General features: G+C 67.1%; 19 protein-coding genes. 9 read left to right on the plus strand and 10 right to left on the minus strand.

All coding sequences use genetic code 11. The features are described from left to right. Positions 1–29: 29 nt before the first annotated feature. Positions 30–1,268, minus strand: coding sequence for a phosphonoacetate hydrolase (gene phnA, locus OHZ10_RS17000; RefSeq protein WP_342703257.1), 1,239 nt, complete (start codon positions 1,266–1,268; stop codon positions 30–32). Between the two features lie 208 nt (positions 1,269–1,476). Between phnA and OHZ10_RS17005 the strand changes: the two genes are divergently transcribed. From OHZ10_RS17005 to OHZ10_RS17025, 5 genes are all read left to right on the plus strand, one after another. Next, positions 1,477–2,532: a putative 2-aminoethylphosphonate ABC transporter substrate-binding protein gene (locus OHZ10_RS17005; protein WP_059232884.1), complete on the plus strand. Its 1,056-nt coding sequence runs from the start codon at positions 1,477–1,479 to the stop codon at positions 2,530–2,532. Positions 2,533–2,640: 108 nt separating this feature from the next. Then, a complete protein-coding gene (locus OHZ10_RS17010) occupies positions 2,641–3,732 on the plus strand; it encodes a putative 2-aminoethylphosphonate ABC transporter ATP-binding protein (RefSeq protein ID WP_342703258.1) in 1,092 nt (363 codons plus the stop codon). Continuing rightward, positions 3,729–5,456, plus strand: coding sequence for a putative 2-aminoethylphosphonate ABC transporter permease subunit (locus tag OHZ10_RS17015; RefSeq protein ID WP_340624559.1), 1,728 nt, complete (start codon positions 3,729–3,731; stop codon positions 5,454–5,456). The genes OHZ10_RS17010 and OHZ10_RS17015 overlap by 4 nt, the downstream gene beginning before the upstream one ends. Positions 5,457–5,503: 47 nt before the next feature. Further along, positions 5,504–6,634, plus strand: a complete 1,131-nt coding sequence (locus OHZ10_RS17020) for a 2-aminoethylphosphonate--pyruvate transaminase (RefSeq protein ID WP_342703259.1) — start codon at positions 5,504–5,506, stop codon at positions 6,632–6,634. 131 nt (positions 6,635–6,765) lie between these two features. Beyond that, positions 6,766–8,154 (plus strand): FAD-dependent oxidoreductase, encoded by a 1,389-nt coding sequence (locus OHZ10_RS17025; RefSeq protein ID WP_342703260.1) that lies wholly within the window; start codon positions 6,766–6,768, stop codon positions 8,152–8,154. A gap of 97 nt (positions 8,155–8,251) precedes the next feature. On the opposite strand, the gene OHZ10_RS17030 is transcribed toward OHZ10_RS17025, so the two are convergent. Continuing rightward, a complete protein-coding gene (locus OHZ10_RS17030; RefSeq protein ID WP_174994347.1) occupies positions 8,252–8,977 on the minus strand; it encodes a phosphonate utilization associated transcriptional regulator in 726 nt (241 codons plus the stop codon). A gap of 199 nt (positions 8,978–9,176) precedes the next feature. After that, positions 9,177–11,348 carry a phosphocholine-specific phospholipase C gene (locus tag OHZ10_RS17035; RefSeq protein ID WP_342703261.1) on the minus strand — a complete coding sequence of 724 codons (2,172 nt, stop codon included), beginning with the start codon at positions 11,346–11,348 and terminating at the stop codon, positions 9,177–9,179. Positions 11,349–11,576: 228 nt separating this feature from the next. Here OHZ10_RS17035 and OHZ10_RS17040 point away from each other — a divergent pair, with 228 nt between their 5' ends. Further along, positions 11,577–12,494 carry a LysR family transcriptional regulator gene (locus OHZ10_RS17040; RefSeq protein WP_342703263.1) on the plus strand — a complete coding sequence of 306 codons (918 nt, stop codon included), beginning with the start codon at positions 11,577–11,579 and terminating at the stop codon, positions 12,492–12,494. Positions 12,495–12,589: 95 nt separating this feature from the next. Here the strand turns inward: OHZ10_RS17040 and OHZ10_RS17045 are convergent, their stop codons facing one another. Then, positions 12,590–14,230: an L-lactate permease gene (locus tag OHZ10_RS17045; RefSeq protein WP_059232878.1), complete on the minus strand. Its 1,641-nt coding sequence runs from the start codon at positions 14,228–14,230 to the stop codon at positions 12,590–12,592. 670 nt (positions 14,231–14,900) lie between these two features. Here OHZ10_RS17045 and OHZ10_RS17050 point away from each other — a divergent pair. Then, entirely contained in the window at positions 14,901–15,212 is a 312-nt protein-coding gene (locus OHZ10_RS17050) for a DUF4148 domain-containing protein (RefSeq protein WP_059232877.1), read from the plus strand. A 73-nt stretch (positions 15,213–15,285) separates the two neighbouring features. Here OHZ10_RS17050 and gshA read toward each other — a convergent pair whose 3' ends face one another. The 3 genes from gshA to ada form a co-directional block, all read right to left on the minus strand. Beyond that, a complete protein-coding gene (gshA, locus tag OHZ10_RS17055; protein WP_059232876.1) occupies positions 15,286–16,899 on the minus strand; it encodes a glutamate--cysteine ligase in 1,614 nt (537 codons plus the stop codon). A gap of 470 nt (positions 16,900–17,369) precedes the next feature. Then, positions 17,370–18,329 (minus strand): DNA-3-methyladenine glycosylase family protein, encoded by a 960-nt coding sequence (locus OHZ10_RS17060; RefSeq protein ID WP_342703264.1) that lies wholly within the window; start codon positions 18,327–18,329, stop codon positions 17,370–17,372. After that, positions 18,326–19,417, minus strand: coding sequence for a bifunctional DNA-binding transcriptional regulator/O6-methylguanine-DNA methyltransferase Ada (ada, locus tag OHZ10_RS17065; protein WP_059232874.1), 1,092 nt, complete (start codon positions 19,415–19,417; stop codon positions 18,326–18,328). The genes OHZ10_RS17060 and ada overlap by 4 nt, the downstream gene beginning before the upstream one ends. A gap of 431 nt (positions 19,418–19,848) precedes the next feature. On the opposite strand from ada, the gene OHZ10_RS17070 reads away from it, so the two are divergent. After that, positions 19,849–20,262, plus strand: coding sequence for a VOC family protein (locus tag OHZ10_RS17070; RefSeq protein WP_174994351.1), 414 nt, complete (start codon positions 19,849–19,851; stop codon positions 20,260–20,262). A gap of 21 nt (positions 20,263–20,283) precedes the next feature. On the opposite strand, the gene OHZ10_RS17075 is transcribed toward OHZ10_RS17070, so the two are convergent. The 3 genes from OHZ10_RS17075 to speG form a co-directional block, all read right to left on the minus strand. Then, positions 20,284–20,838, minus strand: a complete 555-nt coding sequence (locus tag OHZ10_RS17075) for a YaeQ family protein (protein WP_059232872.1) — start codon at positions 20,836–20,838, stop codon at positions 20,284–20,286. Positions 20,839–21,026: 188 nt separating this feature from the next. Further along, complete coding sequence (sap1, locus tag OHZ10_RS17080) at positions 21,027–21,374, minus strand: surface attachment protein Sap1 (RefSeq protein WP_059232871.1); 348 nt, start codon at positions 21,372–21,374, stop codon at positions 21,027–21,029. A gap of 487 nt (positions 21,375–21,861) precedes the next feature. Further along, the gene (gene speG, locus OHZ10_RS17085; protein ID WP_342703265.1) at positions 21,862–22,419 is read right to left on the minus strand and encodes a spermidine N1-acetyltransferase; all 558 of its coding nucleotides are present in this window, start codon (positions 22,417–22,419) and stop codon (positions 21,862–21,864) included. Between the two features lie 151 nt (positions 22,420–22,570). Between speG and OHZ10_RS17090 the strand changes: the two genes are divergently transcribed. Then, entirely contained in the window at positions 22,571–22,741 is a 171-nt protein-coding gene (locus OHZ10_RS17090) for a hypothetical protein (RefSeq protein ID WP_174994352.1), read from the plus strand. The last annotated feature ends 65 nt before the right edge of the window (positions 22,742–22,806 follow it).

Here is a 22,806-nt window from a genome sequence, read left to right on the forward strand (position 1 = left end):
GAATGTGTCCCCTTACGGATGCATGCGTATCACTGCAGATGGTTGAGCGCGATGTCGATGATGTCGAAGTTGCGCAGCCGCGCGCGGCCCGTGACGTCGGTCGCGACCGGCTTGCTGAAGATCAGCGGCACGATCTGCTCGGAGATGCCGCCGTGCGAACGCAGCGGCACGTCGAGGCCCGACAGGTCGTGCTTGATGCGGCGCGTGCCGAGCACGACGTCCTGCTTCGAGATCACGATCAGGTCGCCCATCCGCGCGGGCGGCAGCTCGAAGCGCGCGCAACCTTCGGCGCCCGTCAGCACGACCTCGATGCCGTCGACCGCGGCGAGCCGCGCGCTCAGTGCGTCGGCATCGGCCGTCGCCGGCACGTAGACGGTCGCGAACGAACCGAGCGCGCCGTGGTGCACGACGTACGGATCGGTGATCGGCAGGATCACGCGCGCCGCGTCGTGGCCGAGCCACTCGTCGAACAGCTCCTGCAGGTAGATCACGTTCGGCTCGCCGGTCTCGTCGTCGTGCTTCGCGTTCATCCCGTGGTCGGCCGTGATCGCGACGATCGCGCCGAGTTCGTCGAGGCGCTGCAGGTACGTGTCCATCATTGCGTAGAACGCGTTTGCGCCTTCCGTGCCGGGCGCGCACTTGTGCTGCACATAGTCGGTGGTCGACAGGTACATCAGGTCGATCGGGCGCGTCTCGAGCAGGCGCACGCCGGCCGCGAACACGAATTCCGACAGGTCCGCGCTGTACACGCTCGGCACCGGCTTGCCGACCAGCTCGAGCACGTTGTCGATACCGTTTTCCTCGACGCTCGCCTCGTCGGCCTTTTCCGACGAGAAGCAGATGCCCTTCAGCCCCTTGCCGAGCAGGCGGCGCAGCTTGTCCTTCGCGGTGACGACCGCGACGCGCGCGCCCTGTTCGGCGAAGGTCGCGAGCACGGTGGGCGCGACCAGGTACTTCGGATCGTTCATCAGCACCTCGGCGCCGGTGTCGCGATCGTAGAAGTAGTTGCCGCTTATGCCATGCACTGCCGGCGGCACGCCGGTCACGATCGACAGGTTGTTCGGATTCGTGAAGCTCGGCACCACGCACTCGCCCTTGAGCGCCGTGCCCGGCTTCAGCAGCGTGCGCAGGAACGGCGCGACGCCGGCCTCGGCAGCTTCTTCCAGATATTCGTATGCGCAGCCATCGACGCAGACGACCACCACGGGCCGGCTCATCCAGTTGTAGCGGCGGCCGTTCACTTCCACGGATACAGGCGTTTCAATCATGACGTTCATTCCTTTCAGTTCGAAGGGTAGAGCCGTCGGCGCCCGCGTCGCGCCGAAGGGAGGTGTTTTCCATGCTTGACATTAAAATTGATGATTTGTAGATTGTCAACAACATGCAGAGAACAGAAAGCAAAACAATGGTGTAGCAAGAGGGCTGGTCTCCACTCATCCGCCGTGTGCCGCGGCGCCACAGTCAAGGGGTCTGAAGATGAACGAAGTGCCGGTAAACAAGCGTTTGAATGCATGGGCGGCGGGCGCGGCCCGTTTCGCGCTGGCCGCGGCGGTCGCGCTCGGCGCCGCGCAGGCGGCGCACGCGAAGACGTCGCTGCTCGTCTACACCGCGCTGGAAGACGAGGCGATGAAGCCCTACAAGGACGCGTTCGAGAAAGCGAACCCCGATATCGAGATCCGCTGGGTGCGCGACTCGACCGGCTCGGTCACCGCGAAGCTGCTCGCCGAGAAGAACAACCCGCGCGCGGACGTCGTGCTCGGCCTCGCCGCGTCGAGCCTCACGCTGCTCGACCTGCAGGGCATGCTGATGCCGTACACGCCGAACGGCTTCGACCAGCTCACGCGCAAGTACAGCGATGCGAACACGCCGCCGCACTGGGTCGGCATGGACGTGTGGGGCGCGACCATCTGCTACAACCGCGTCGCCGCGCAGGCGAAGAACATCCCGAAACCGACGTCGTGGGAAGACCTGACGAAGCCCGTCTACAAAGGCGCGATCGTGATGCCGAGCCCGGTCTCGTCGGGCACCGGCTACCTGGACGTGACCGCGTGGCTGCAGACCTTCGGCGACGACAAGGGCTGGAAATTCATGGATGCGCTCGACAAGAACGTCGCGCAGTACGTGCACTCGGGCTCGAAGCCGTGCACGCTCGCCGGCACCGGCGAATTCCCGATCGGCATCTCGTTCGAGTTCCGCGGCCACGAACTGCAGTCGCAGGGCGCGCCGATCGATCTGGTGTTCCCGAAGGAAGGGCTCGGCTGGGACATGGAAGGCACGGCGATCATGAAGACGACGAAGCAGCCCGATGCGGCGAAGAAGCTCGCCGATTTCATGGCGAGCAAGGAGGCGAACCAGATCACCGCGCGCTGGTGGGCAATCGTCGCGTATCCGGGCGTCGCGCGGAAGCTGGCCGGCATCCCCGACAACTATTCGGAGCTGCTCGTGAAGAACGACTTCGTGTGGTCGGCGAAGAACCGCCAGTCGATCCTCGATACGTGGCAGAAGCGCTACGGGGCGAAGACGCAGCAATGACGCGGCCATGACGCCGCGACCGGCAGCGGGGCCGCGCAGCGCGCCGCCCCGCGTCACTCTTCCCCTCGTCGAATCCGGCCCCCGGGCCGCCCCAGCATGGAGGCGCGCATGGCACCTTATCTGAGCGTAGAACGCATCGAGAAGCGGTACAACGACACGCAGGTTCTCACCGACATCAACCTGAGCGTGATGAAGGGCGAGATGATCTGTTTCCTCGGGCCGTCCGGCTGCGGGAAAACCACGCTGCTGCGGATCATCGCGGGGCTCGAAACGCAGAACGCCGGCCAGATCATGCAGGACGGCCGCGACATCTCGCGGCTGCCGCCGCAACTGCGCGACTACGGCATCGTGTTCCAGTCGTATGCGCTGTTCCCGAACCTCACCGTGTACGACAACGTCGCGTACGGGCTCGTGAACCGGAAGATGAAGCGCGAGGCGATCCACGAGCGCGTGCACACGCTGCTCGCGCTGGTCGGCCTGCCCGACAGCCATCGCAAGCATCCGGGCCAGCTGTCCGGCGGCCAGCAGCAGCGCATCGCGCTGGCGCGTGCGCTCGCGACGTCCCCCGGCCTGCTGCTGCTCGACGAGCCGCTGTCGGCGCTCGACGCGCGCGTGCGCGTGCGGCTGCGCCAGGAAATCCGCGCGCTGCAGCAGCGGCTCGGCGTGACGACGATCATGGTCACGCACGACCAGGAAGAAGCGTTGTCGATGGCCGATCGCATCGTCGTGATGAACCACGGCGTGATCGAACAGATCGGCACGCCGCTCGAAATCTACCGGCAGCCGGCTTCGCCGTTCGTCGCCGACTTCATCGGCCGCGTCAACACGATTCCCGCCGAAGTCGCGCAGGACGGCACGCTGCGCGCGGGCGCGGTCGGCCTCGACTGCCGTCATGGCACGGCCCGCCCCGCACAAGGTGCGGCGGTGTCGGTCTACGTGCGGCCGGAAGACCTGCGCATCCGCGTGCCGGGCGAGACGGCCGACAACGTGCTGGCCGGCCGCGTCGAGAAGCTCGAATTCCTCGGCGCGTTCTGCCGCGTGAGCTTCCGGATCGACGGGCTCGACGGCCAGGAAATCGTCGCCGACCTGTCGTATCACGACGTCGACCGCACCGGCGTAGCGGCCGGCGCGCGCATCGACCTCGCGCTCGATCGCGAGCATGTCCGCGTGTTTCCGTACGCGAAGGAGCGACTGCAATGAGCACCGTCCTGACCGAGCGCCGCCGCGGCGCCTCCGCCCCCGCCGACGTGCGGCAGATCACGCACTGGCACGACCGCATCGCGCAGCTCGCGCTCGTCGCGATGGCCGCGCTGATGTCGCTGTTCCTGCTGCTGCCGCTCGCGCTCGTCGTGCAGAAATGCTTCGTCGACGCGGACGGGCGTTTCGTCGGCGCGCACAACTTCGTCGAGTACCTCGAGGACAGCGGCGTGCTGCGCTCGATGCTGCATTCGCTGACGGTCGGCGCACTCGTCACGATGATCGTCGTGCCGATGGCGTTCACGTTCGCGTATGCGCTGACGCGCTCGTGCATGCCGCTGAAGAACGCCGCGCGCACGATCGCGCTGCTGCCGCTGCTCGCGCCGACACTGCTGTCGGCCGTGTCGTTCATCTACTGGTTCGGCAACGCGGGGCTGCTGAAGCCGCTGCTGCACGGCCATTCGATCTACGGGCTGCCGGGCATCGTGCTGAGCATGGTGTACGCGTCGTTCCCGCACGTGCTGATGATCCTCGTCACCGCGCTGTCGCTCGCCGACGGCCGGCTCTACGAGGCCGCCGACGCGATGGGCACGAGCCGCATCCGCAAGTTCTTCACGATCACGCTGCCCGGCGCGAAGTACGGGCTGATCAGCGCGACGATGGTTGCGTTCACGATGTGCATCAACGACTTCGGCGTGCCGGTCGTGATCGGCGGTTCGTACAACGTGCTGTCGACCGACATCTACAAGCTGATCATCGGGCTGCAGGATTTCAACCGCAGCGCGGTCGTGAGCCTGATGCTGCTGTGTCCGGCGCTGGTCGCGTTCGGCGTCGACTTCTTCATCCGCCGCCGCCAGCAGTCGCAGCTCGGCGCGCGCTCGACGCCGTACCAGCCGAAGCCGTCGCGCGGCTTCGACGCCGCGATGCTCGCGTACTGCACGCTCGTGTGCGCGTTCTTCATCGCGGTGGTCGGCATCTCGGTATTCGCGTCGTTCGTGAAGTTCTGGCCGTACCAGATGAGCCTCGGGCTGCAGCACTACAAGATGGGGCTGATCGGCGCCGGCATCTTCGACGCGTACAAGAACAGCCTGCGGATGGCCGCGACGGTGGCGGCCGGCGGCACGATCGTCGTGTTCGGCGGCGCCTACCTGATCGAGAAGACCCGCGGCGCGCGCTGGCTGCGCGGCTTCATCAGCCTGTGCGCGATCCTGCCGATGGGCGTGCCGGGGCTCGTGCTCGGCATCAGCTACATCTTCCTGTTCAATGCGCCCGGCAATCCGCTGAACGGGCTGTACGGGTCGCTGTGGCTGCTCGCGATCGTCACGGTCGTCCACTACTACGCGTCGAGCCACCTCACCGCCGTTACCGCGCTCAGGCAGATCGACAGCGAGTTCGAGGCCGTGTCCGCCTCGCTGAAGGTGCCGTTCTACAAGACCTTCCTGCGCGTGACGGTGCCCGTGTGCCTGCCCGCGATCCTGCTGATCGCGCGCTACCTGTTCGTCAACGGGATGACGACGGTCTCGGCCGTCGCGTTCCTCTACTCGCCGGACACGCAACCTGCATCGGTCGCGATCCTGAACCTCGACGACGCGGGCCAGATGGGCCCGGCCGCCGCGATGGCCACGCTCGTGCTCGCGACCTCGTCGTTCGCGTGCGTGCTGTTCGCCTGCATCTCGCACCGCCTGCTGCGTCGCACGCAAGCGTGGCGCACCCCGCATCGTCGTTGATTCCCTGCCGCATCCACGTGACGTCCCGACTTCATCAAGGAGACACCATGACGCTCGCCGCCCAGCCCATCCTGCTCACTCCCGGCCCCCTGACGACCTCCGACGCGACGCGCGACGCGATGCTGCGCGACTGGGGGTCGTGGGACAGCGACTTCAACGCGATCACCGCGCGGCTGCGCGAACGCCTGCTGCAGATCGTGCACGGCGAAGGCACGCACGAATGCGTCCCGCTGCAAGGCAGCGGCACGTTCTCGGTCGAAGCGGCCCTCGGCACGCTCGTGCCGCGCAACGGCCACGTGCTCGTGCCGAACAACGGCGCGTACTGCCAGCGCATCGCGAAGATCTGCCGCGTGCTCGGCCGCAAGCTGACGACGATCGACTACCGCGAGGATCGCCGCGTCGATCCGGCCGACGTCGAGCGCACGCTCGCCGCCGATCCGACCATCACGCACGTCGCGCTCGTGCACTGCGAGACCGGCGCCGGCGTGCTGAACCCGCTGCACGACATCGCGCAGGCCGTCGCGAAGCACGGGCGCGCGCTGATCGTCGATGCGATGAGCTCGTTCGGCGCGCTCGACATCGACGCGCGCACGATGCCGTTCGACGCGGTGATCGCGGCGTCCGGCAAATGCCTCGAAGGCGTGCCGGGCCTCGGCTTCGTGATCGCGAAGCGCAGCACGCTCGAACGCTGCGAAGGCAACAGCCATTCGCTCGCGATGGACCTGTACGACCAGTGGGTCTACATGCAGCGCACGACGCAGTGGCGCTTCACGCCGCCGACGCACGTGGTCGCAGCGCTCGACGCGGCCGTCGCGCAATACGTCGACGAAGGCGGGCTCGCCGCGCGCGGCGGCCGCTACCAGCGCAACTATCGCGCGCTGATCGACGGGATGCTCGCGCTCGGCTTCCGGCCGTTCCTCGATCCGGCGATCCAGGCGCCGATCATCGTCACGTTCCACGCGCCGGACGATCCCAACTACGACTTCAAGCGGTTTTATCAGGAGGTCAAAAAGCGCGGCTACATTCTGTATCCGGGCAAGCTGACCGAAGTCGAAACGTTCCGCGTCGGCTGCATCGGCCACTTCGGCGAAGCCGGGATTCCAGGCGCCGTCGCGGCGATCGCCGACACGCTGCGCGCGATGGGTGTGCGCCACGTATCGGCCGAAGCGGCGGCCTGACGCGACGTGATGCGATACCCCGGCCGCGTGCCGATATGCACGCGGCCAACTCCGCCGCCTCTCGCCACGCGGCAGCCAGGTTTTCCGGCCGTGCACGTGCACGGCCCCGACCCTTATTGAAGAACCATCCGATGCGACCCTTCTGGATCGAACAAGCACTGTTCAACGACGGCGATCTCGCCCCCGCGCTGCAGGGCGCAACGCAGGCCGACGTCTGCATCGTCGGCGGCGGCTTCACCGGGCTCTGGACCGCGATCCAGGCGAAGCAGCAGAACCCGGCGCTCGACATCGCGATCGTCGAAGCCGACCTGTGCGGCGCCGGCGCGAGCGGCCGCAACGGCGGCTGCCTGCTCACGTGGTCCGCGAAATTCCTGACGCTGCGGCGCCTGTTCGGCGAAGCCGAGGCAATCCGGCTCGTGAAGGCGTCGGAAACGGCCGTCCAGCACATCGCCGATTTCTGCCGCGCGCACGACATCGACGCCGAACTTCGGCTCGACGGCACGCTGTACACGGCGACGTCGCGCGCGCAGGTCGGCACGCTCGCGCCGGTGCTCGACGCGCTCGCCGCGTGCGGCATCCACAGCTACGAGCCGCTGCCGCCCGCCGAAGTCGCGCGCCGCTCGGGCTCCGCGCGCAATCTCGACGGCGTCTACTCGCCGATCGCCGCCACCGTGCATCCCGGCAAGCTCGTGCGCGGGCTGCGCCGCGTCGCGCTTGCGATGGGCATCCGCATCTACGAGCGCACGCCGATGCTCGACTTCACGCCCGGGCAGCCGGCCGTCGTGCGCACGCCGTCGGGCAGCGTCACGGCGGGCAAGCTCGTATTCGCGATCAACGCGTGGATGGCGAGCCGCTTTCCGCAGTTCGAGCGCACGATCGCGGTCGTGTCGAGCGACATGGTCATCACCGAGAAATGCCCGGCACTGCTCGAGAAGACCGGGCTCGTGGACGGCGTGTCGGTGCTCGATTCGCGAATCTTCGTCTACTACTACCGCACCACCGCCGACGGCCGGCTGATGCTCGGCAAGGGCGGCAACACGTTCTCGTGGCGCAGCCGCATCGCGCCGGTGTTCGACCAGCGCTCGCCGTACGAGGCGCAGCTCACGCAAAGCCTGCGCGAGTTCTTTCCGTCGCTCGCGGGCGTGCCGGTCACCGCGAGCTGGAACGGCCCGTCGGATCGCTCGGTCACGGGTTTCCCGTTCTTCGGCCGCCTCGACGACGCGCCGAACGTGTTCTACGGCTTCGGCTATTCGGGCAACGGCGTCGGGCCGACCTACATGGGCGGGCAGATCCTGTCGTCGCTCGTGCTCGGCCTCGACAACGCGTGGACGCGCAGCCCGATCGTGCGCGGCCCGCTCGGCCATTTCCCCCCGGAGCCGATCCGCTATGTCGGCGCGCACGTCGTGCGCAACGCGATCCGCCGCAAGGAGCGCGCGGAGGACGAGAGCCGGCAGCCGTCGACCGTCGACACGTGGCTCGCGAAGTTTGCGAGCGCGGCCGGGAAGGCCGACAAGGCGTGACGATGCGTTGATCTGAAGACGCAACAAAAAAGGGACGCTGCGAAGCGTCCCTTTGCGTTTGTGTTTGTGCGGTAGCCCGCGCAGGCGCTACCGGCGCTCACGCGCCGGCCTTCTCCCGCGCCGCCTTGCCCGCGGCGGGCAACCCCTGCTCGTGCGTGCGGCGCATCCGCGCAAGACCGTGCGCGACGTGCTCGCGCACGAGCGCGACGGCCTTCTCCTCGTCGCCGCCGGCCAGCGCCTGCACGATCTTGTCGTGCTCGGCCGCTGACACCGAGATCGCATCTTCCTCGGCCTCGATCGCGGCCTGGCGCAGCAGCCCGAGCTGGCGCACCAGCCGGCGATAGGTATCGGTGAGGTGCGTATTGCCGACACCGACGACCATCGCATCGTGGAACTGCACGTTCAGCTCGGTATAGCGCGTAACGTCGTGCGTCTTCGCGGCATCTTTCATCGACTGGATGATGCCCTTCAACACCTTCAGCGTATCGGGCGAGATGCGCTTCGCGAGCGCGCGTGCGACAGATTCGTCGAGCATCGCGCGCACTTCGTAGATTTCCTCGGCCTCGCGCAGCGGCACGACGCGCACGGTCACGCCGCGGTTCTTCTCGTTGCGCAGCAGGCCGGCCTGCTCGAGCGCACGAAACGCTTCGCGCACGGGGCCGCGCGACACGTTCAGCTTCGTCGCGATCTCGACTTCGTTGAGCTTCTCGCCGGGCGCGTATTCGCCGGAGACGATCGCGCGCTCGAGCATGTCCTGGACGATCATCGCGAGCGACTGGCTTTGCAGGAGTTCGATGGCGCTGAGCGCGTTCGGGGAAGTCATGGTCGGGCAGGCAGCAACGCTGCGGTAGAAAACGAGGGCGCCATATCGGCGAATGATCCTTATATACCCTCGGCCCCGCACATTGTCAACAGTTTTCAGTTTCCAATAGCCAATTCCGCCTGCCGGAACGCACCCGGCGGGCGGCGATCGGCGATCGCGCGGCGGGCGAACCTGCCCCGCCCCGCGCGACGTACGGCCGTCAGGCCGTGTGCTTCACCGGCCCCGGATCGCTGTGGCTCGGCCGGCCCGTCTCGACGTGGCCCGCGAAGCGACGCACGACCTTGTCCTCACCGCCGCGCAGCGTCGTCGCGGTAATCGTCAGATCGTACCAGCCGTGGCTCGACGACAGCTCGAAGTGCCCCTCGACGCGCTCGCCCGGCTCCAGCGTGTAGGTGCGCGCATGCGCATGGCTGTACGCGTTGTCGACCGTCACGCGGCACGTCGCGCGGCCGCTGTTGCGCAGTTGCAGGTACACGTGGCGGTTGCGCACGTCGTAGCCGATCTTCGCTTCGGGGTTCGCGTGGCGGCCGTCCGCCGCGAGCCGCGTGTTGCCCTGGAACTCGCACAGATAGCCGTTCGGGCCGTAGGCGGCGAGATGGTACTCGCCGCGCGCGGCCGACGTGCTCCACGTATCGACGAAGCGGTCGTGCGCGGACACCGCATAGCGGCGCGGCGGCGTTGCCGGGTTGCGGCGGTCGTACACGTAGAACGCGGCGCCGGCATCACCGGTATTCGCGAAATCGAGCGACACGGTGTCGTCATGCGCGCCCACGCGGCTGTGCACGAACAGCTCATACGGCAGCGCACGCGCCGGACGCGTGCCGGGCTCCTGCGCCGGCATCGACTGCTGCGCGGGCACCTGGTACGCCTGGCCGGCCGTCGCGATGTGCTGCGGCACCGTGAAGCTCACCGGGCGCGTGTCGGGACGCGCGGAGAAGTCGAATGCCGACGTGAGGTCGCCGCAGATCGACCGGCGCCAGGCGCTGATGTTCGGCTCCTTCACGCCGAAGCGTGCTTCGAGGAAACGCAGCACCGACGTATGGTCGAACGTCTCCGAGCAGACCCAGCCGCCCTTCGTCCACGGCGAGATGATGATCAGCGGAACGCGCGGCCCGAGGCCGATCGGCTGGATGCCGCCCGGGTCCGCGCCCGGCACGAGCGGGCTCATTTCGCCCGGATACTTGTTCAGGTCGAGCAGCTCGTCGCCGAGGTTCGACAGCAGGTTCGACGACACGATGCCCTGTCCGCCCACGCCGCTCGCGACCGGCGGCACCGGCGGCACGACGTGGTCGAACAGCCCGTCGTTCTCGTCGTAGTTGAGGATGAACACCGTCTTCGCCCACACCTCCGGGTTCGACGTCAGCGCCTCGAGCACCATGTTGATGTAGAACGCGCCGTCCGTCGGCGAGGCCTGCGGGTGCTCGCTGTACTTGTACGGCGACACGATCCACGACACCTGCGGCAGCCGGTTCGCCTGCACGTCGGCCTTCAGCTCGGCGAGCGTGTGATCCGACGCGCCCTTGTCGACCAGCGGGCCGCTCGCGCCTTCCTTCACCTGGAACTTCTTGAAGAACATCAGCGAGTTGTCGGTGTAGTTGTCGGTCGGGTCACCCGGAATGCCCGTGCCGCCCTGGTACACCTTCCAGCTGACCTTCGCGTTCTCGAGGCGCTCGGCATAGGTCGTCCACGTGTAGCCGTTCACGTCGTCGCGCTCGCCGATGCCCGGGCCGTTCGGCGGGTTGCCGTAGATGTTGCGCGGGTCGACCGTGCCGGTCCACAGGTAGATGCGGTTCGGCGCCGTGTCGGCGTGCGCGGAACAGAAGTACGAATCGCAGATCGTGAACGCGTCGGCCAGCGCGTAGTGGTACGTGAGATCCTGGCGCTTCAGGTAGCCCATCGTCAGCACGTCCTGCTTCTGGTTCACCCACTGGTCCCACTGGCCGTTGTTCCAGGACAGGTGGCCGCTGCTCCAGCCGTGGTTGGTGCCCGGCTGGAATTCGGTCGTCTGCTTCGGGTCGAGGTAGAACGGCAGCACGTACGGCGCCGACGGATCGAGGCCGCGCGAATGGTAGTTCTTCGTGAACACCGATGCCGGCGGCTGTTGCCACACCGGCGCGCCGCTCGGCAGCAGGTGCGGACGCGGGTCGTTGAAGCCGCGCACGCCGCGCAGCCCGCCGAAGTAATGGTCGAACGAACGGTTTTCCTGCATGAAGATCACGACGTGTTCGACGTCGCGGATCGTGCCCGTGCGATAGGCGGCCGGCATCGCCAGCGCATTGCGGATCGCGGGCGGGAAGCCCGCATAGGCGGCCATCGCGCCGGCCGACTGCGCGGCGAGGCGAAGGAAATCGCGTCGATTGTTCGAGGACATGAAGAGAACCCTGTTGTCGATAGGAGTGGGGGCGCCGGTCGAGCGGGGCCGGCGGTGGTACGTTGCCGCTATTACCCCGCACCGGCATGTCCCGGCCGTGACCGGTTACCGCAGGTTTCTTTTGGTTACCCACAGGATTTTTTGGAAGCGGCGCACGACGCACCTTTCATGCGGCCGACACACGCGTGCGCTACGCTGACGCGCGATACAGAGGGGAGAAGCCGAGTCGTGTTCGATCAGCTGAAGGCGTTCCACGCGACCGTCCGGCAGGGCAGCATCACGCGCGCCGCGCGCCACCTGGGTGTCAGCCAGCCGACGATTGCCGCGCAGATCCGGCAGGTCGAGCAGGTGTACGGCGTCGAGCTGTTCTACCGCAGCGGCCGCAAGCTCGAGGTGACCGAAACGGGCATCGAGCTGCTGCCGCTCGTCGAGAAGATGATCGCGCTCGAGGCGCAGGCCGACATCATGCTGCGCAACGTCGGCGGCCGGTTCGAAGGCCACCTGCGGATCGGCGCGACGGGCCCGTACTACATCATGGATGCGGTCGGCCGGTTCTCGAGCGCGCATCCGTCGATCGCGCTCACGTGCCGGATCGGCAACTCCGAGGAAATCCTGCAGGCGCTGCAGGAGTTCCGCATCGACCTCGCCGTCTCGTCGCAGCGCAATGACGCCGACGGCCTCGAACGCAAGGTGATCTCGACCGATCCGCTCGTGCTCGTCGTGCACCGCAACCATCCGCTCGCGCGGTTCGACGCGATCGATCCGGCGCAACTCGCCGACGTGCGGCTGCTGATTCGCGAGGAAGGGTCGGTCACGCGCCGCTGCACGGAGACGATTCTCGCGGCGGCAGGTGTGTCAGCCGTGTCGGTTGCCGAGATCGGCAGCCGCGAAGCGATCCGCGAGGCAATCCTGCACGGCGTAGGCGGCAGCCTGTTTCCGCTCGGTGAGGCCGAGCGCCATCCTGACCTGCGCGTGATCGCGCTGCGCGGCGTCGATACGACGATCGACGAATACGTGTACTACCTGAAAGCGCGCCGCCAGAGCCCCGCGATCGACGCGTTCCTCGCATGCATCCTGCCGGACGGCGCCGAAGCAGCCGGCGCATCCGACCACGGACAACCGGTGCGGCGGGCGAACGCGCGCTGACCTGCCGCGCGTTCGCCGGTTCCGCATCTGACTGGCGCTTTTCCCGCGCCTTCCCTCGTTTTTCCTCGTGCCTTCCTTCTGTCGTTGCGCTCACATCATTTCGGCAATGCCGGAATCATCCACGTCAGCACGTGCTGCTGCAGGAACACCAGCACGCCGAGCAGCAGCGTGAGAATCACGCTGTGCCAGAAGGTGCGCGCAAACACGACACCTTCCTGCCCTTTCAGGTCCGTCGTCGACACGCCCGTCGCGATGTTCTGCGGCGAGATCATCTTGCCCATCACGCCGCCCGACGAGTTGGTCGCGGCCATCAGCACCGGATCGAGGCCGAGCTGCCGCGCGGCCACGACCTGCAGGTTGCCGAACAGCGCGTTGCCCGACGTGTCGCTGCCGGACAGGAACACGGCGATCCAGCCGAGCGACGCGGACACCAGCGGGAACAGCGCCCCCGTCGACGCGACGCCGGTGCCGAGCGTGTAGCTGATCCCCGAGTAGTTCAGCAGGTACGCGAGCCCGACGATCATCATCACCGTGACGATCGCGATCCACGTCTGCCGCCACGTCTTCACCACGCATTCGACGAACGCGCCGGCGCCGGTGCGCGTGAGCGCGGCCGTGATGATCGCCGACAAGAGGATCGCGGTGCCCGTGCCGAGCGGCTGGAAGTCCCAGATCGCCGCGTACGGCTTGTGATACAGCGACACGAACACCGCGTTGTGCAGGCCCGGCCACTTGATCTTCACGTCGCCGATCGCCGCGATGTTCGCGTGCACCCACACGATCACGACCACCGACACGACGATCCACGGCAGCCAGCCGCCGAAGCCCGCGCGCGCGGCGCCGGCCGCGGCAGGCACGCTGCGCGCGAGCGCGTATTGCGGATCGGGCTGCGGCTTCCACACCTGCAGGAAGCCGATCGTCACGATCAGCGACGTGAGCGACGACAGCACGTCGGTAAGCTGGTAGCCGAGGAAGTTCGACGTGACGAACTGCGCGAGCGCGAAGCTGGCGCCCGACACGAGCAGCGCCGGCCACAGCTTCGAGATCGAGCGCAGCCCGCCATACGCGCCGACCACGTAGAACGGCAGCAGCAGCGCGAAGAACGGCAACTGGCGGCCGACCATCTGCGCGAGCGTCGCGGGCGGCAACGACGTGACCGCGCCGAGCACGGTGATCGGCACGCCGAGCGCGCCGAACGCGACCGGCGCCGTGTTGAACAGCAGCGTATAGGTGAGCGCTTCGAGCGCGGGGAAGCCGAGCGCGATCAGCAGCGCGCTCGTGATCGCGACCGGCGTGCCGAATCCGGAGATCCCTTCGAGCAGACAGCCGAACGAGAACGCGACGACGAGCAGCACGAGGCGGCGGTCGTCGGGCAGGTTGTCGAGCATCCACTGCCGGAACTGGTCGAAGCGGCCCGACTTCACCGCGATGTTGTACAGCAGCAGCGCGTTGAAGACGATCCACATCACCGGCACGACCGCGAGCGCCATGCCGGCGCCGACCGCATTGAACGCGAGCCCGGCCGGCATGCCCCACGCGCCGATCGCAACCGCGAGGCCCGCCACGAGCCCGGCGAGCGACGCTTGCCACGCGGGGCGACGCAGCACGCCGAGCGCGATCAGCGCGACGGCAATCGGGATCGCGGCGACGAGGAACGACAGCAACAGCGAGTTGGCAATGGGCGTCAACGGCTGCGCGAAGACGATGCCGGGCGGTAGGGCGTCGGTAGGGTTCATCGTGTCTCCAGATGTCGACCCGAGTTGGCGCTTCAGCGCGTACTCGGGTCCCATGCCTTGTGCGGTCGACCCGAGTTGGCGCTTCAGCACATACTCGGGTCCCATGCCTTGTGCGGTCGACCCGAGTTGGCGCTTCAGCACATACTCGGGTCCCATGCCTTGTGCGGTCGACCCGAGTTGGCGCTTCAGCACATACTCGGGTCCCATGCCTTGTGCGGTCGACCCGAGTTGGCGCTTCAGCACATACTCGGGTCCCATGCCTTGTGCGGTCGACCCGGGTTGGCATGCCGATGCCCCGGGTTCGGTACAAGGCGATGTCCTGCAATCACGACGGCGATCAGGCGCTTGTGCGCGCAACGACATCGCACGGCCAACCGATCGGTCGCTTAAAAAAGGTTAGGAGGCGCGCGGCGCTTGTACAAGGGGGACAAGCCCGATGCGTGACGACCCGATGCGGCCGTTGCGCCGCACGATGACCGGTGGATGGCGGCCGGCTGTCACGTTCGACAGGCAGCCCGGTCATGCCGCCGCCCGCGCAATGTTGCGCGCACGACAAAGGTGACTGACGGCAACGAGGGTGTTTCGTTTGGCATCCGAAGCCTAGACTGGCTGCATCGATTCCGGCCGGGCCAGACACGGCGCGGCACCGGAACCGCTCGGAGCAAACACGATGAAGACGATGAAACACGCGGCATGCGCATTCCTGCTGATCGGCGCAGCCTTCGCCGCCCATGCGCAGTCGGCCTCGACGGTAACGCGCGCGCAGGTCCGCCAGGAACTCGTGGAACTGCAGGCCGCCGGCTACCGCACGAGCCTCGCAAGCAGTCCCGACTTTCCGGAGAACATGCAGGCGATCATGCAGCGTGCCGCGCAGGCGCGCGGCGAGGATGCCGGCTACGGCAGCGACAGCCGGGCAAACGTGGAATCAGGCAAGCCGGCGCTGCCGCATGCGATCGATCGCGGCACGTACGCGCATCACTGACCGATGACTGAAGGAACCGGATGGATCGCACGGCAGCGGCGCGGCGCACCTGCGCCGGCCGCGTGTGCGCTCGTCAGACGCTGAAGCGGTTCAGCGTATAAGCGCGGTAGGCCGCGACGAACGCGTCGAACGATCCGGCCTCCTTCGCTTCGAGCTCGGCCTGCTCGGCCAGCGACTTCGCGGCGAGCGCCTGCTCGGTGCGCAGCGTGTCCGCCGACGGCGGATGCGCGCGGAAATGCGCGGCATGCGCTTCGCTCTGCGCGAGCGCGAACCCGAGGAACGACTGGCCGTGCTCGCGCATCGTGCGCAGCACGCGTGCGGACGGCGTACGTTCCGGATCGGCGAGCTTCTCGCGCTGCGCGGCAATCGCGCGCGCATGCTCGTCGCCGCCGCGGATCTCGTCGAGACGGCGGCCGATGGTTTCGATATCGGCCATCAGCTCGTCCGCCCACTGCTGCATCGTGACCGACTGGCCGTCGCGCGTGAGCGTGAGCCCCGGCTTGCGGCCTTCCATCGTCACGCTGCCGAAGTTCGCGTTCGCTTCCTTGTACGCCTCGCAGTCGAGCGGCGCACTTTCGTCCAGCGCGCACGCGAGCAGGAATGCATCGATGAAGCGCGCGGTTTCCAGCGCGATGCCGGTCGGCTCGAACGGATCGATGTCGAGGCAACGCACCTCGATGTACTGCACGCCGCGCGACGCGAGCGCATGCAGCGGCCGCTCGCCCGAATACGTGACGCGCTTCGGCCGGATCGTCGAGTAGAACTCGTTCTCGATCTGCAGCACGTTCGTGTTGATCTGGATCCACTCGCCGTCGCGATGCGTGCCGATGGCCTCGTACGCCGGATACGGTTCGCTCACGGCCTTCGACAGCGCGTCGAGATAGCCCGGCAGCGTGTTGTAGTCGACGTGCAGCGCGGCCTGGGCCGTCGTGTTCGAGTAGCCGAGATCGCTCATCCGCAGGCTCGTCGCATACGGCAGGTACAACGTATCGGCGTCGAACGTGTCGAGCTTGTGCGGCTTGCCGCGCAGGAATTTCGTGTCGAGCGCCGGCGACGCACCGAACAGGTACATCAGCAGCCAGCTGCGGCGGCGGAAGTTGCGGATCTGCGCGAGATAGCGTTCCGACTGGTAATCGACGAGCGTTGCCGTCGAGCCTTCATCCGCGTGCAGGCGCCGCCACACTTCCTCGTGCAGCGAGTAGTTGTAGTGGATGCCGGCGATGCACTGCATCGTGCGGCCGTAGCGATACGCGAGGCCGCGTCGGTACACCGTCTTCAGACGGCCGATGTTCGACGAGCCGTAATCGGCGATCGGAATCTGGTCGTCGGCCGGCAGCAGGCCCGGCATCGAGTCGTTCCACAGCATCTCGTCGCCGAGCGACGCATACACGTAGCGATGCAGATCGTCGAGGCGTTCGAGCGTGATCGCGGCGTCGCGCTCGGCAGGCGTGATCAGTTCGATCAGCGCCTCGGAATAGTCGGTCGTCAGCGCCGGATGCGTGAGCGCCGAACCGAGCGCGCGCGGATGCGGCGTGAACGCGATCATCCCGTCGCGCGTCACGCGCAGGCTTTCCTTTTCGATGCCGCGCAGGCCGTCGGGCAGATGCTGCCGCGTCGGGCCCGAGCTCAGTGCTTCGAGGCGATTCAGCAGCAGTTCGGACTGGCGGTGAGTCATGGTGTTCGACATGGAGACGCAAGTGCGTGACGGCCGCGCGCAGAACGCCGCGCGCGGCCGGCTGGATTGTTGGTCGCTTCGTTGGTAGCGGGCACTTTAACATCTCGCCGAAACACGCGCTTGAGGTGGCTCCGGGCACGGTGCGCGGGCCGGAGCGGGCCGCCGGACGGGGCGATCGCGGTTGTCGTAACCGGTGCGACCGGTTCCAGGCGGCCCGGATCGTCACGCCGGCCGGCCGAATTCGTCGGACGGAACGCGAGCAGCGAACAGGTGGCGGCAGGTGCAACCGCGCGGCCGAACCGACCGGAAAACGATGCATGCGCCTGCATCGCGCGCGCGACCTCCGGCTGGCGCCGGATTCGATGAATCGCCTCGACGGCCCGCATTCGGCGGGTAGCTTGACGAGGCCAGCCCGGCCTGCGCAACGGGTTGCATCGCGGCCCGGTCCGGTCGCACCCGGCCGCACCGGGCGGGCGCCGCGCTCACCCGCCGCGCGCGCCGCCCGCCCGGTCGGCCACTTCGTTCCACAGATGCAGCGCCGCATACGCGCGCCACGGCCGCCAGCCTTCGGTGCGGCGCTTCTGGCTGGCGAGCCGGTCGAGCGCCGGATCGCGCGCGGCGATCGACTGCATCAGCACGAGATCGGAGGCGGGCCACGCGTCCGGGTCGCGCCACGCGCGCATCGCGATGTATTCGACGGTCCACGGACCGATGCCCGGCAGATCGAGCCACGCACTGCGCAGTGTCGCGAGATCGGCATGCGCGCGATCGACCGGCACGTCGCCGGCCGCCACCGCGCGCGCCACGCCCGTCAGTGCCGCCACCCGCTTGCCGGGCATCCCGATCTTGTCGAGATCGCACGCGGCCAGCGCGTCGGGGGCCGGGAAACGCCACGCCGGCGCGCCGTCGTCTTCATGAATCACCCGCTCGCCGGCCCGTTCGACGAGCCTTCCGACGATCGTCGTCGCGGCCTTCACGCTCACCTGCTGGCCGACGATCGCACGTACCGCCAGCTCGAACCCCGACCACGCGCCGGGCACGCGCAACCCCGGCGCGGCCTCGACGAGCGGCGCGAACCACGGATCGCGCGCGAGCCCGCCGCCGATCGCGGCCGGATCGGCGCCGAGGTCGAACATCGTCGCGACGCGCGCGGCGAACGCATCGTCGACATGGCGCGCGACGGCCCCTTCGACGGTCGCGATCAGGCAATGCTTGCGCGGATGTTTCGCGACGGTGAGCCGGCCGGCATCGCCGTGCAGGTCGACGATGCGACGGTACACGCCGTCCGCGACCTGCTCGACACCCGGAATCGCGCGCCCGCTGAAGAAACGCAGCACGCGCGCCCAGTCGTACGGCGCCTTGTAGCGCAGCTCCATCTGCGCGGACGGCGGCACCAGGCCGCCGTTCGCGATGGACGCAATCGTTGCTTGATCGATGCTCAAACTGCACTGCCCTCCGTCACGGCTTCGGCTTCATCGTTGTGGACATGACGCGCCTCGGACGCGAGCAGCGTCGCCTTGCGGCGCACGCCCCAGCGATATCCGGCGAGCGCGCCGCCCTTTTGCACGACACGGTGGCACGGAATCGCCAGCGCGACCGGGTTCGACGCGCACGCGGACGCGACCGCCCGTACCGCGCGCGGCGAACCGAGCGCCTCGGCAATCTCCGAGTAGCTGCGTGTTTCGCCGTACGGAATATGCGTCAGCGCTTCCCAGACACGCTGCTGGAACGCGGTCGGCGCGATGTCGAGCGGCAGGTCGAATGCGTGCCGCGTGCCGTCCAGGTACGCGCGGATCTGCGCGACGAACGGCGCGAGCCGCGTGGACGCTTCGACCAGTTCGGCGCGGGCAAATGCGTCCTTCAGCTCGCCGACGAGCGCCGCCGGTTCGTCGCCGAACGCGATCCGGCAGATGCCCTGATCGGTCGCGGCGACGAGCACCGTGCCGAGCGACGTCGGCGCGGTTGCATACTCGATCCGCAGGCCCGCGCCCTGGCGGCGGAACGCGGACGGCGCCATCCCGAGTTCGCGCGGCACCGATGCATAGAGCCGCGACGGCGAGTTGAACCCCGCGTCGACGGCCGCCTGCGTGACCGGCTGCCCGCTTTGCAGCGCCTGCCGCAGCGCGGCGCCGCGCTGCGCGGCCTGGTACTGCCGCGGCGACACGCCGACCACGCGCTTGAACAGCCGCTGCAGGTGGAACGGGCTCACATGCACGGCATCGCTCAGTTCCTGCAACGTGAGCCGCTCGGCGTGCGCGTCGAGCACCGCGCATGCGCGGTTGACGATCTCGAGCTCGCGCGGCAGCCCTTCCGGCTGGCAGCGCTTGCAGGGCCGGAAGCCGGCCGCGCGTGCGGCCGCCGGATCGGCGAAGAAGGACACATTCTCGCGGCGCGGCAGCCGCGACGCGCAGGTGGGGCGGCAGAACACGCCGGTCGTGCGCACAGCATAGAAGAACGCGCCGTCCGCATGCGGATCGCGCTCGGTCACGGCGCCCCAGCGGGCATCGTCGGTCGGATAGGCGGTTTTCATCTGAACCTCGCACTCTCTAGTGTAGATGGTGCCTACTCTAGACATCGGCGCATGCCGTCGCGCCCTGAATCTTGCTCTGTGATTCGCGGCGGCGAACCGGGGACACATCGATCAGAAATAAATCCGACAAAACGCCCGAAGCGGCTGCTCCGGCGCGGTTTTCGTCATCGCCCCGTCACCCTTTTGCTGCAGTGCGGATGCGACAAATCGCCGTCCTGACGTTTTTTTGCATTCGGAATATTGCGTCGCACCATCGCCGTGTGTATAGTTGGAACTGTCTCCTCCATGTCTCCTCCTGATATGGATTAAGCCCGCTCCGCACTGCGTGAGCGGGCTTTTTTTCGTCTGTCGATTGTGCCGTGTTCCGGCCGGCGGCGCAGGCGCGATGCGTCTACACTCGATGCTCGTCGACTGCGAAGGAGTATCCGTTCATGAAGCCCACCATCCGCGGGATCGATCACATCGTGCTGCGCGTGACCGACATGGCGGCGATGACGCGCTTTTACTGCGACGCCGTCGGCTGCCATGTGGAGAAGGAGCAGCCCGATCTGGGCCTCGTGCAGTTGCGCGCCGGCGATGCGCTGATCGACCTGCTGACGGTCGGCGGCCCGATCGACCGCCCCGACAGCGGCCCGCCCGGCACGGGGCGCAACCTCGATCACCTGTGCCTGCGCGTCGAGCCGTTCGATCCCGACGCTTTGATCGCCCATTTCGCCACACATGGCGCGCGGCCGGGCGCCCCGGCGGAACGCTACGGCGCCGGCGGCTACGGGCCGTCGATCTACCTGTTCGATCCCGAAGGCAACATGGTCGAATTCAAGGGGCCGCCGGCCGCGATCGGCTGAACGCGGCCGGCGCGCGGGCCGTCACGCGTCCGCGCGCGCCTTCAGCACGGTCCATTCGACCGCGACCGGGTCATGGTCGGCGCTCGAGATCCACGCAGTGCCGTCCTGCACCGTGCACTGCAGACGCATCGTGCGCTCCGCGAGCCGCCCGAGCGCGGTCGCGACGCCGTCGGTGAGCGACAGCACCTGCACGTTGCGCAGCCGTTCGACCTTGCTGCGCACGCCTTGCCACCAGATATCCGACGTCTTGCCGCCATACGCGATCACCGTGACCTGGCCGGCACGGCCGGCCGCCTTCGAGATGCGCCGTTCGTCGGGCTGGCCGGCCTCGATCCACACGTCGATCGCGCCCGTCAGGTCCTTCTGCCACAGATCGGGCTCGTCGACGTCCGACAGCCCCTTGCAGAATTCGAGCCGCTCGTGCGCGAACAGCGCGAACGCGACGATGCGCACCATCATCCGGTCGTCGGTTTCCGACGGATGGCGCGCCACCGTCAGCGCGTGATCGGCGTAGTAATGCCGATCCATGTCGGCGATTTGCAGTTCGGCTTTGTAGATCGTGGATTTCAGCGCCATGCGGAGTCGGCCCGGGCGGGCATTCGGTTCGGTCGGGCCGTGATGATACCGAATGCGCGCCGTCCGGCGCGTGTCATGCTCCCGCCACAGCACAACGGCCCGGCATCAGCCGGGCCGTGTTCGGTTCGCGCCGCCGGCACTTCGGCCGGCGCGCTCGCGCGTCGTGCGACTGCGCGGGGATCGACCGGTTACTGCTTGACGAAGCGCGAATCGGTCCAGAGACCCTGCTGGTCGCTGTTGTCGGCGCTGACGAACTGCACGTCGCCCTGGTCGACCGACACCACGCGGAAGCGCTGGCCTTCCGGCACCGACAGGCAGCGGTAGTCGTCGAAGTACTGCTGCTTCGCCTGCGACTTGCCGTCACGCTCGTGATTCAGTACGGAATCCAGATTGTCTTTCGACAGGCAGCCCCAGGCGTTCTTCGTCAACTGGATTTCCTGCTTCGGCTTGACGGCCGAATCGCCGCCGGCCTGGGCAATCGACACCGCGCAAAATGCGCCGACAAGGGCAAAAAGGATACCGGTACGCTTCATCATGTTCTGTCTCCAGGCTGCGGACACCAGGCTTGGGTTAGCTATGCGTTTAAAGATGATCGTGAACCCGCGTTTTTCACTTTAGAAGACCGGTAAACGATAGCAAGCACATTTGTTGTGCGACCGCAATAGCGGCGGATTGTCGCACCCCGTGCGCAGCCCGTTTTTCACGCGGCGCGCGCGGCGCGCAAAACCTGTTGCGTGGTGAACAGACCCTTCATGCCGGGCGAGAAGCGTTATCCGGCAAGGCTTTCATCCAAGTTACAGTGTGACGGTTGAACGGTTTGGATAATCCATTTCGTCATCCGGATCATTTTGATGCGCCGCACATAAAGTCATTCGAAACGATTCGACTTTACCGCAGCGCGGAATCGCAAATACCTGATACAAGAAAAATGCCAGGTATAAGCGAATCCGTATTTATCCGTAGTTCCCCGAATGTATTCGATGCCGGCAGAAGCCCCGCCGCAAGCGCCCTTCGCCAGCGTGTTTACCCTGCCTTATTCGGGCCGGTTTGCTGGCGCTCGAAATAATCGCGCTGAAAAATGCACATCCGATAAGCGTTGTGATACGCGCCGTTTCCGAAAAATTCTTCCTTCAATTCGGCTTCGTGCTGGAATCCGCATTTCTCGTACACGTGAATCGCCGCCGCATTCGACGTATCGACGATCAGGTACAGCTTGCGCATGTTCAGCACCTTGAACGCGTACTCGATCGCGAGACGCGTCGCCTGGCCTGCATAGCCGCGCCCCTGGCATTGCGGCGCGATGATGATCTGGAACTCGCCGCGGCGATGGATGTAGTCGAGCTCGATCAGCTCGACGAGGCCGACCAGTTCGCCTTGCGAATCGACCGTGACGAACCGGCGTTCGCGCTGGTCGTGCACGTGGCGGTCGTACAGCTGCGACAGTTCCGAGAAGGTTTCGTACGGCTCCTCGAACCAGTAGCGCATGATCTTCGCGTCGTTGTTCAGCTCGTGGACGAAGCGCAGGTCCTGGCGCTCCAGCGGCCGCAGCGCGAGCGTGTTGGTATCGTTCTGGAGTTGCATGTTCATGTCCTTTTTGATGCCGGCGCACGTGCGGTACGCCCGCGCGGCACGGCCGCGTTCGGGCCCGTTTCGCACTGTAAGAAATTGAACGCGGGCGAGGTTCAGAGCCTAGAATGGGAGCAAGGGTTCCTGCCACCGCAAGGAGGCTATCGTGATCGAGCAAGTCATACTCGGAATATTCCTCGTGCTGCCGCTCGTTATTGTCGCGGCGCTGTTTTCCGACGAACTGTGGCAGGAACACCGGCGCCAGCATCCGCGCGACGAAGACGCACCGCATATCGACTGGAAGCATCCGTGGCGCCGCGTGCGACGCGGTCATTGAGCCGGTTCGTCCTCGATTCGCAGCACGCGCCGGCCGGCCATCCCGGGCCGGGTAACACGCGGTGC

The organism is Burkholderia arboris (genome assembly GCF_038723655.1).
Classification (GTDB): Bacteria; Pseudomonadota; Gammaproteobacteria; order Burkholderiales; family Burkholderiaceae; genus Burkholderia; species Burkholderia arboris.

Bases quoted from the DNA above. Each gene is read 5' to 3' on its own strand.
- phnA (WP_342703257.1), bottom strand. From the start codon at position 1,268: ATGATTGAAACGCCTGTATCCGTGGAAGTGAACGGCCGCCGCTACAAC.
- OHZ10_RS17005 (WP_059232884.1), top strand. From the start codon at position 1,477: ATGAACGAAGTGCCGGTAAACAAGCGTTTGAATGCATGGGCGGCGGGC.
- OHZ10_RS17010 (WP_342703258.1), top strand. From the start codon at position 2,641: ATGGCACCTTATCTGAGCGTAGAACGCATCGAGAAGCGGTACAACGAC.
- OHZ10_RS17015 (WP_340624559.1), top strand. From the start codon at position 3,729: ATGAGCACCGTCCTGACCGAGCGCCGCCGCGGCGCCTCCGCCCCCGCC.
- OHZ10_RS17020 (WP_342703259.1), top strand. From the start codon at position 5,504: ATGACGCTCGCCGCCCAGCCCATCCTGCTCACTCCCGGCCCCCTGACG.
- OHZ10_RS17025 (WP_342703260.1), top strand. From the start codon at position 6,766: ATGCGACCCTTCTGGATCGAACAAGCACTGTTCAACGACGGCGATCTC.
- OHZ10_RS17030 (WP_174994347.1), bottom strand. From the start codon at position 8,977: ATGACTTCCCCGAACGCGCTCAGCGCCATCGAACTCCTGCAAAGCCAG.
- OHZ10_RS17035 (WP_342703261.1), bottom strand. From the start codon at position 11,348: ATGTCCTCGAACAATCGACGCGATTTCCTTCGCCTCGCCGCGCAGTCG.
- OHZ10_RS17045 (WP_059232878.1), bottom strand. From the start codon at position 14,230: ATGAACCCTACCGACGCCCTACCGCCCGGCATCGTCTTCGCGCAGCCG.
- OHZ10_RS17050 (WP_059232877.1), top strand. From the start codon at position 14,901: ATGAAGACGATGAAACACGCGGCATGCGCATTCCTGCTGATCGGCGCA.
- gshA (WP_059232876.1), bottom strand. From the start codon at position 16,899: ATGTCGAACACCATGACTCACCGCCAGTCCGAACTGCTGCTGAATCGC.
- ada (WP_059232874.1), bottom strand. From the start codon at position 19,417: ATGAAAACCGCCTATCCGACCGACGATGCCCGCTGGGGCGCCGTGACC.
- OHZ10_RS17070 (WP_174994351.1), top strand. From the start codon at position 19,849: ATGAAGCCCACCATCCGCGGGATCGATCACATCGTGCTGCGCGTGACC.
- OHZ10_RS17075 (WP_059232872.1), bottom strand. From the start codon at position 20,838: ATGGCGCTGAAATCCACGATCTACAAAGCCGAACTGCAAATCGCCGAC.
- sap1 (WP_059232871.1), bottom strand. From the start codon at position 21,374: ATGATGAAGCGTACCGGTATCCTTTTTGCCCTTGTCGGCGCATTTTGC.
- speG (WP_342703265.1), bottom strand. From the start codon at position 22,419: ATGCAACTCCAGAACGATACCAACACGCTCGCGCTGCGGCCGCTGGAG.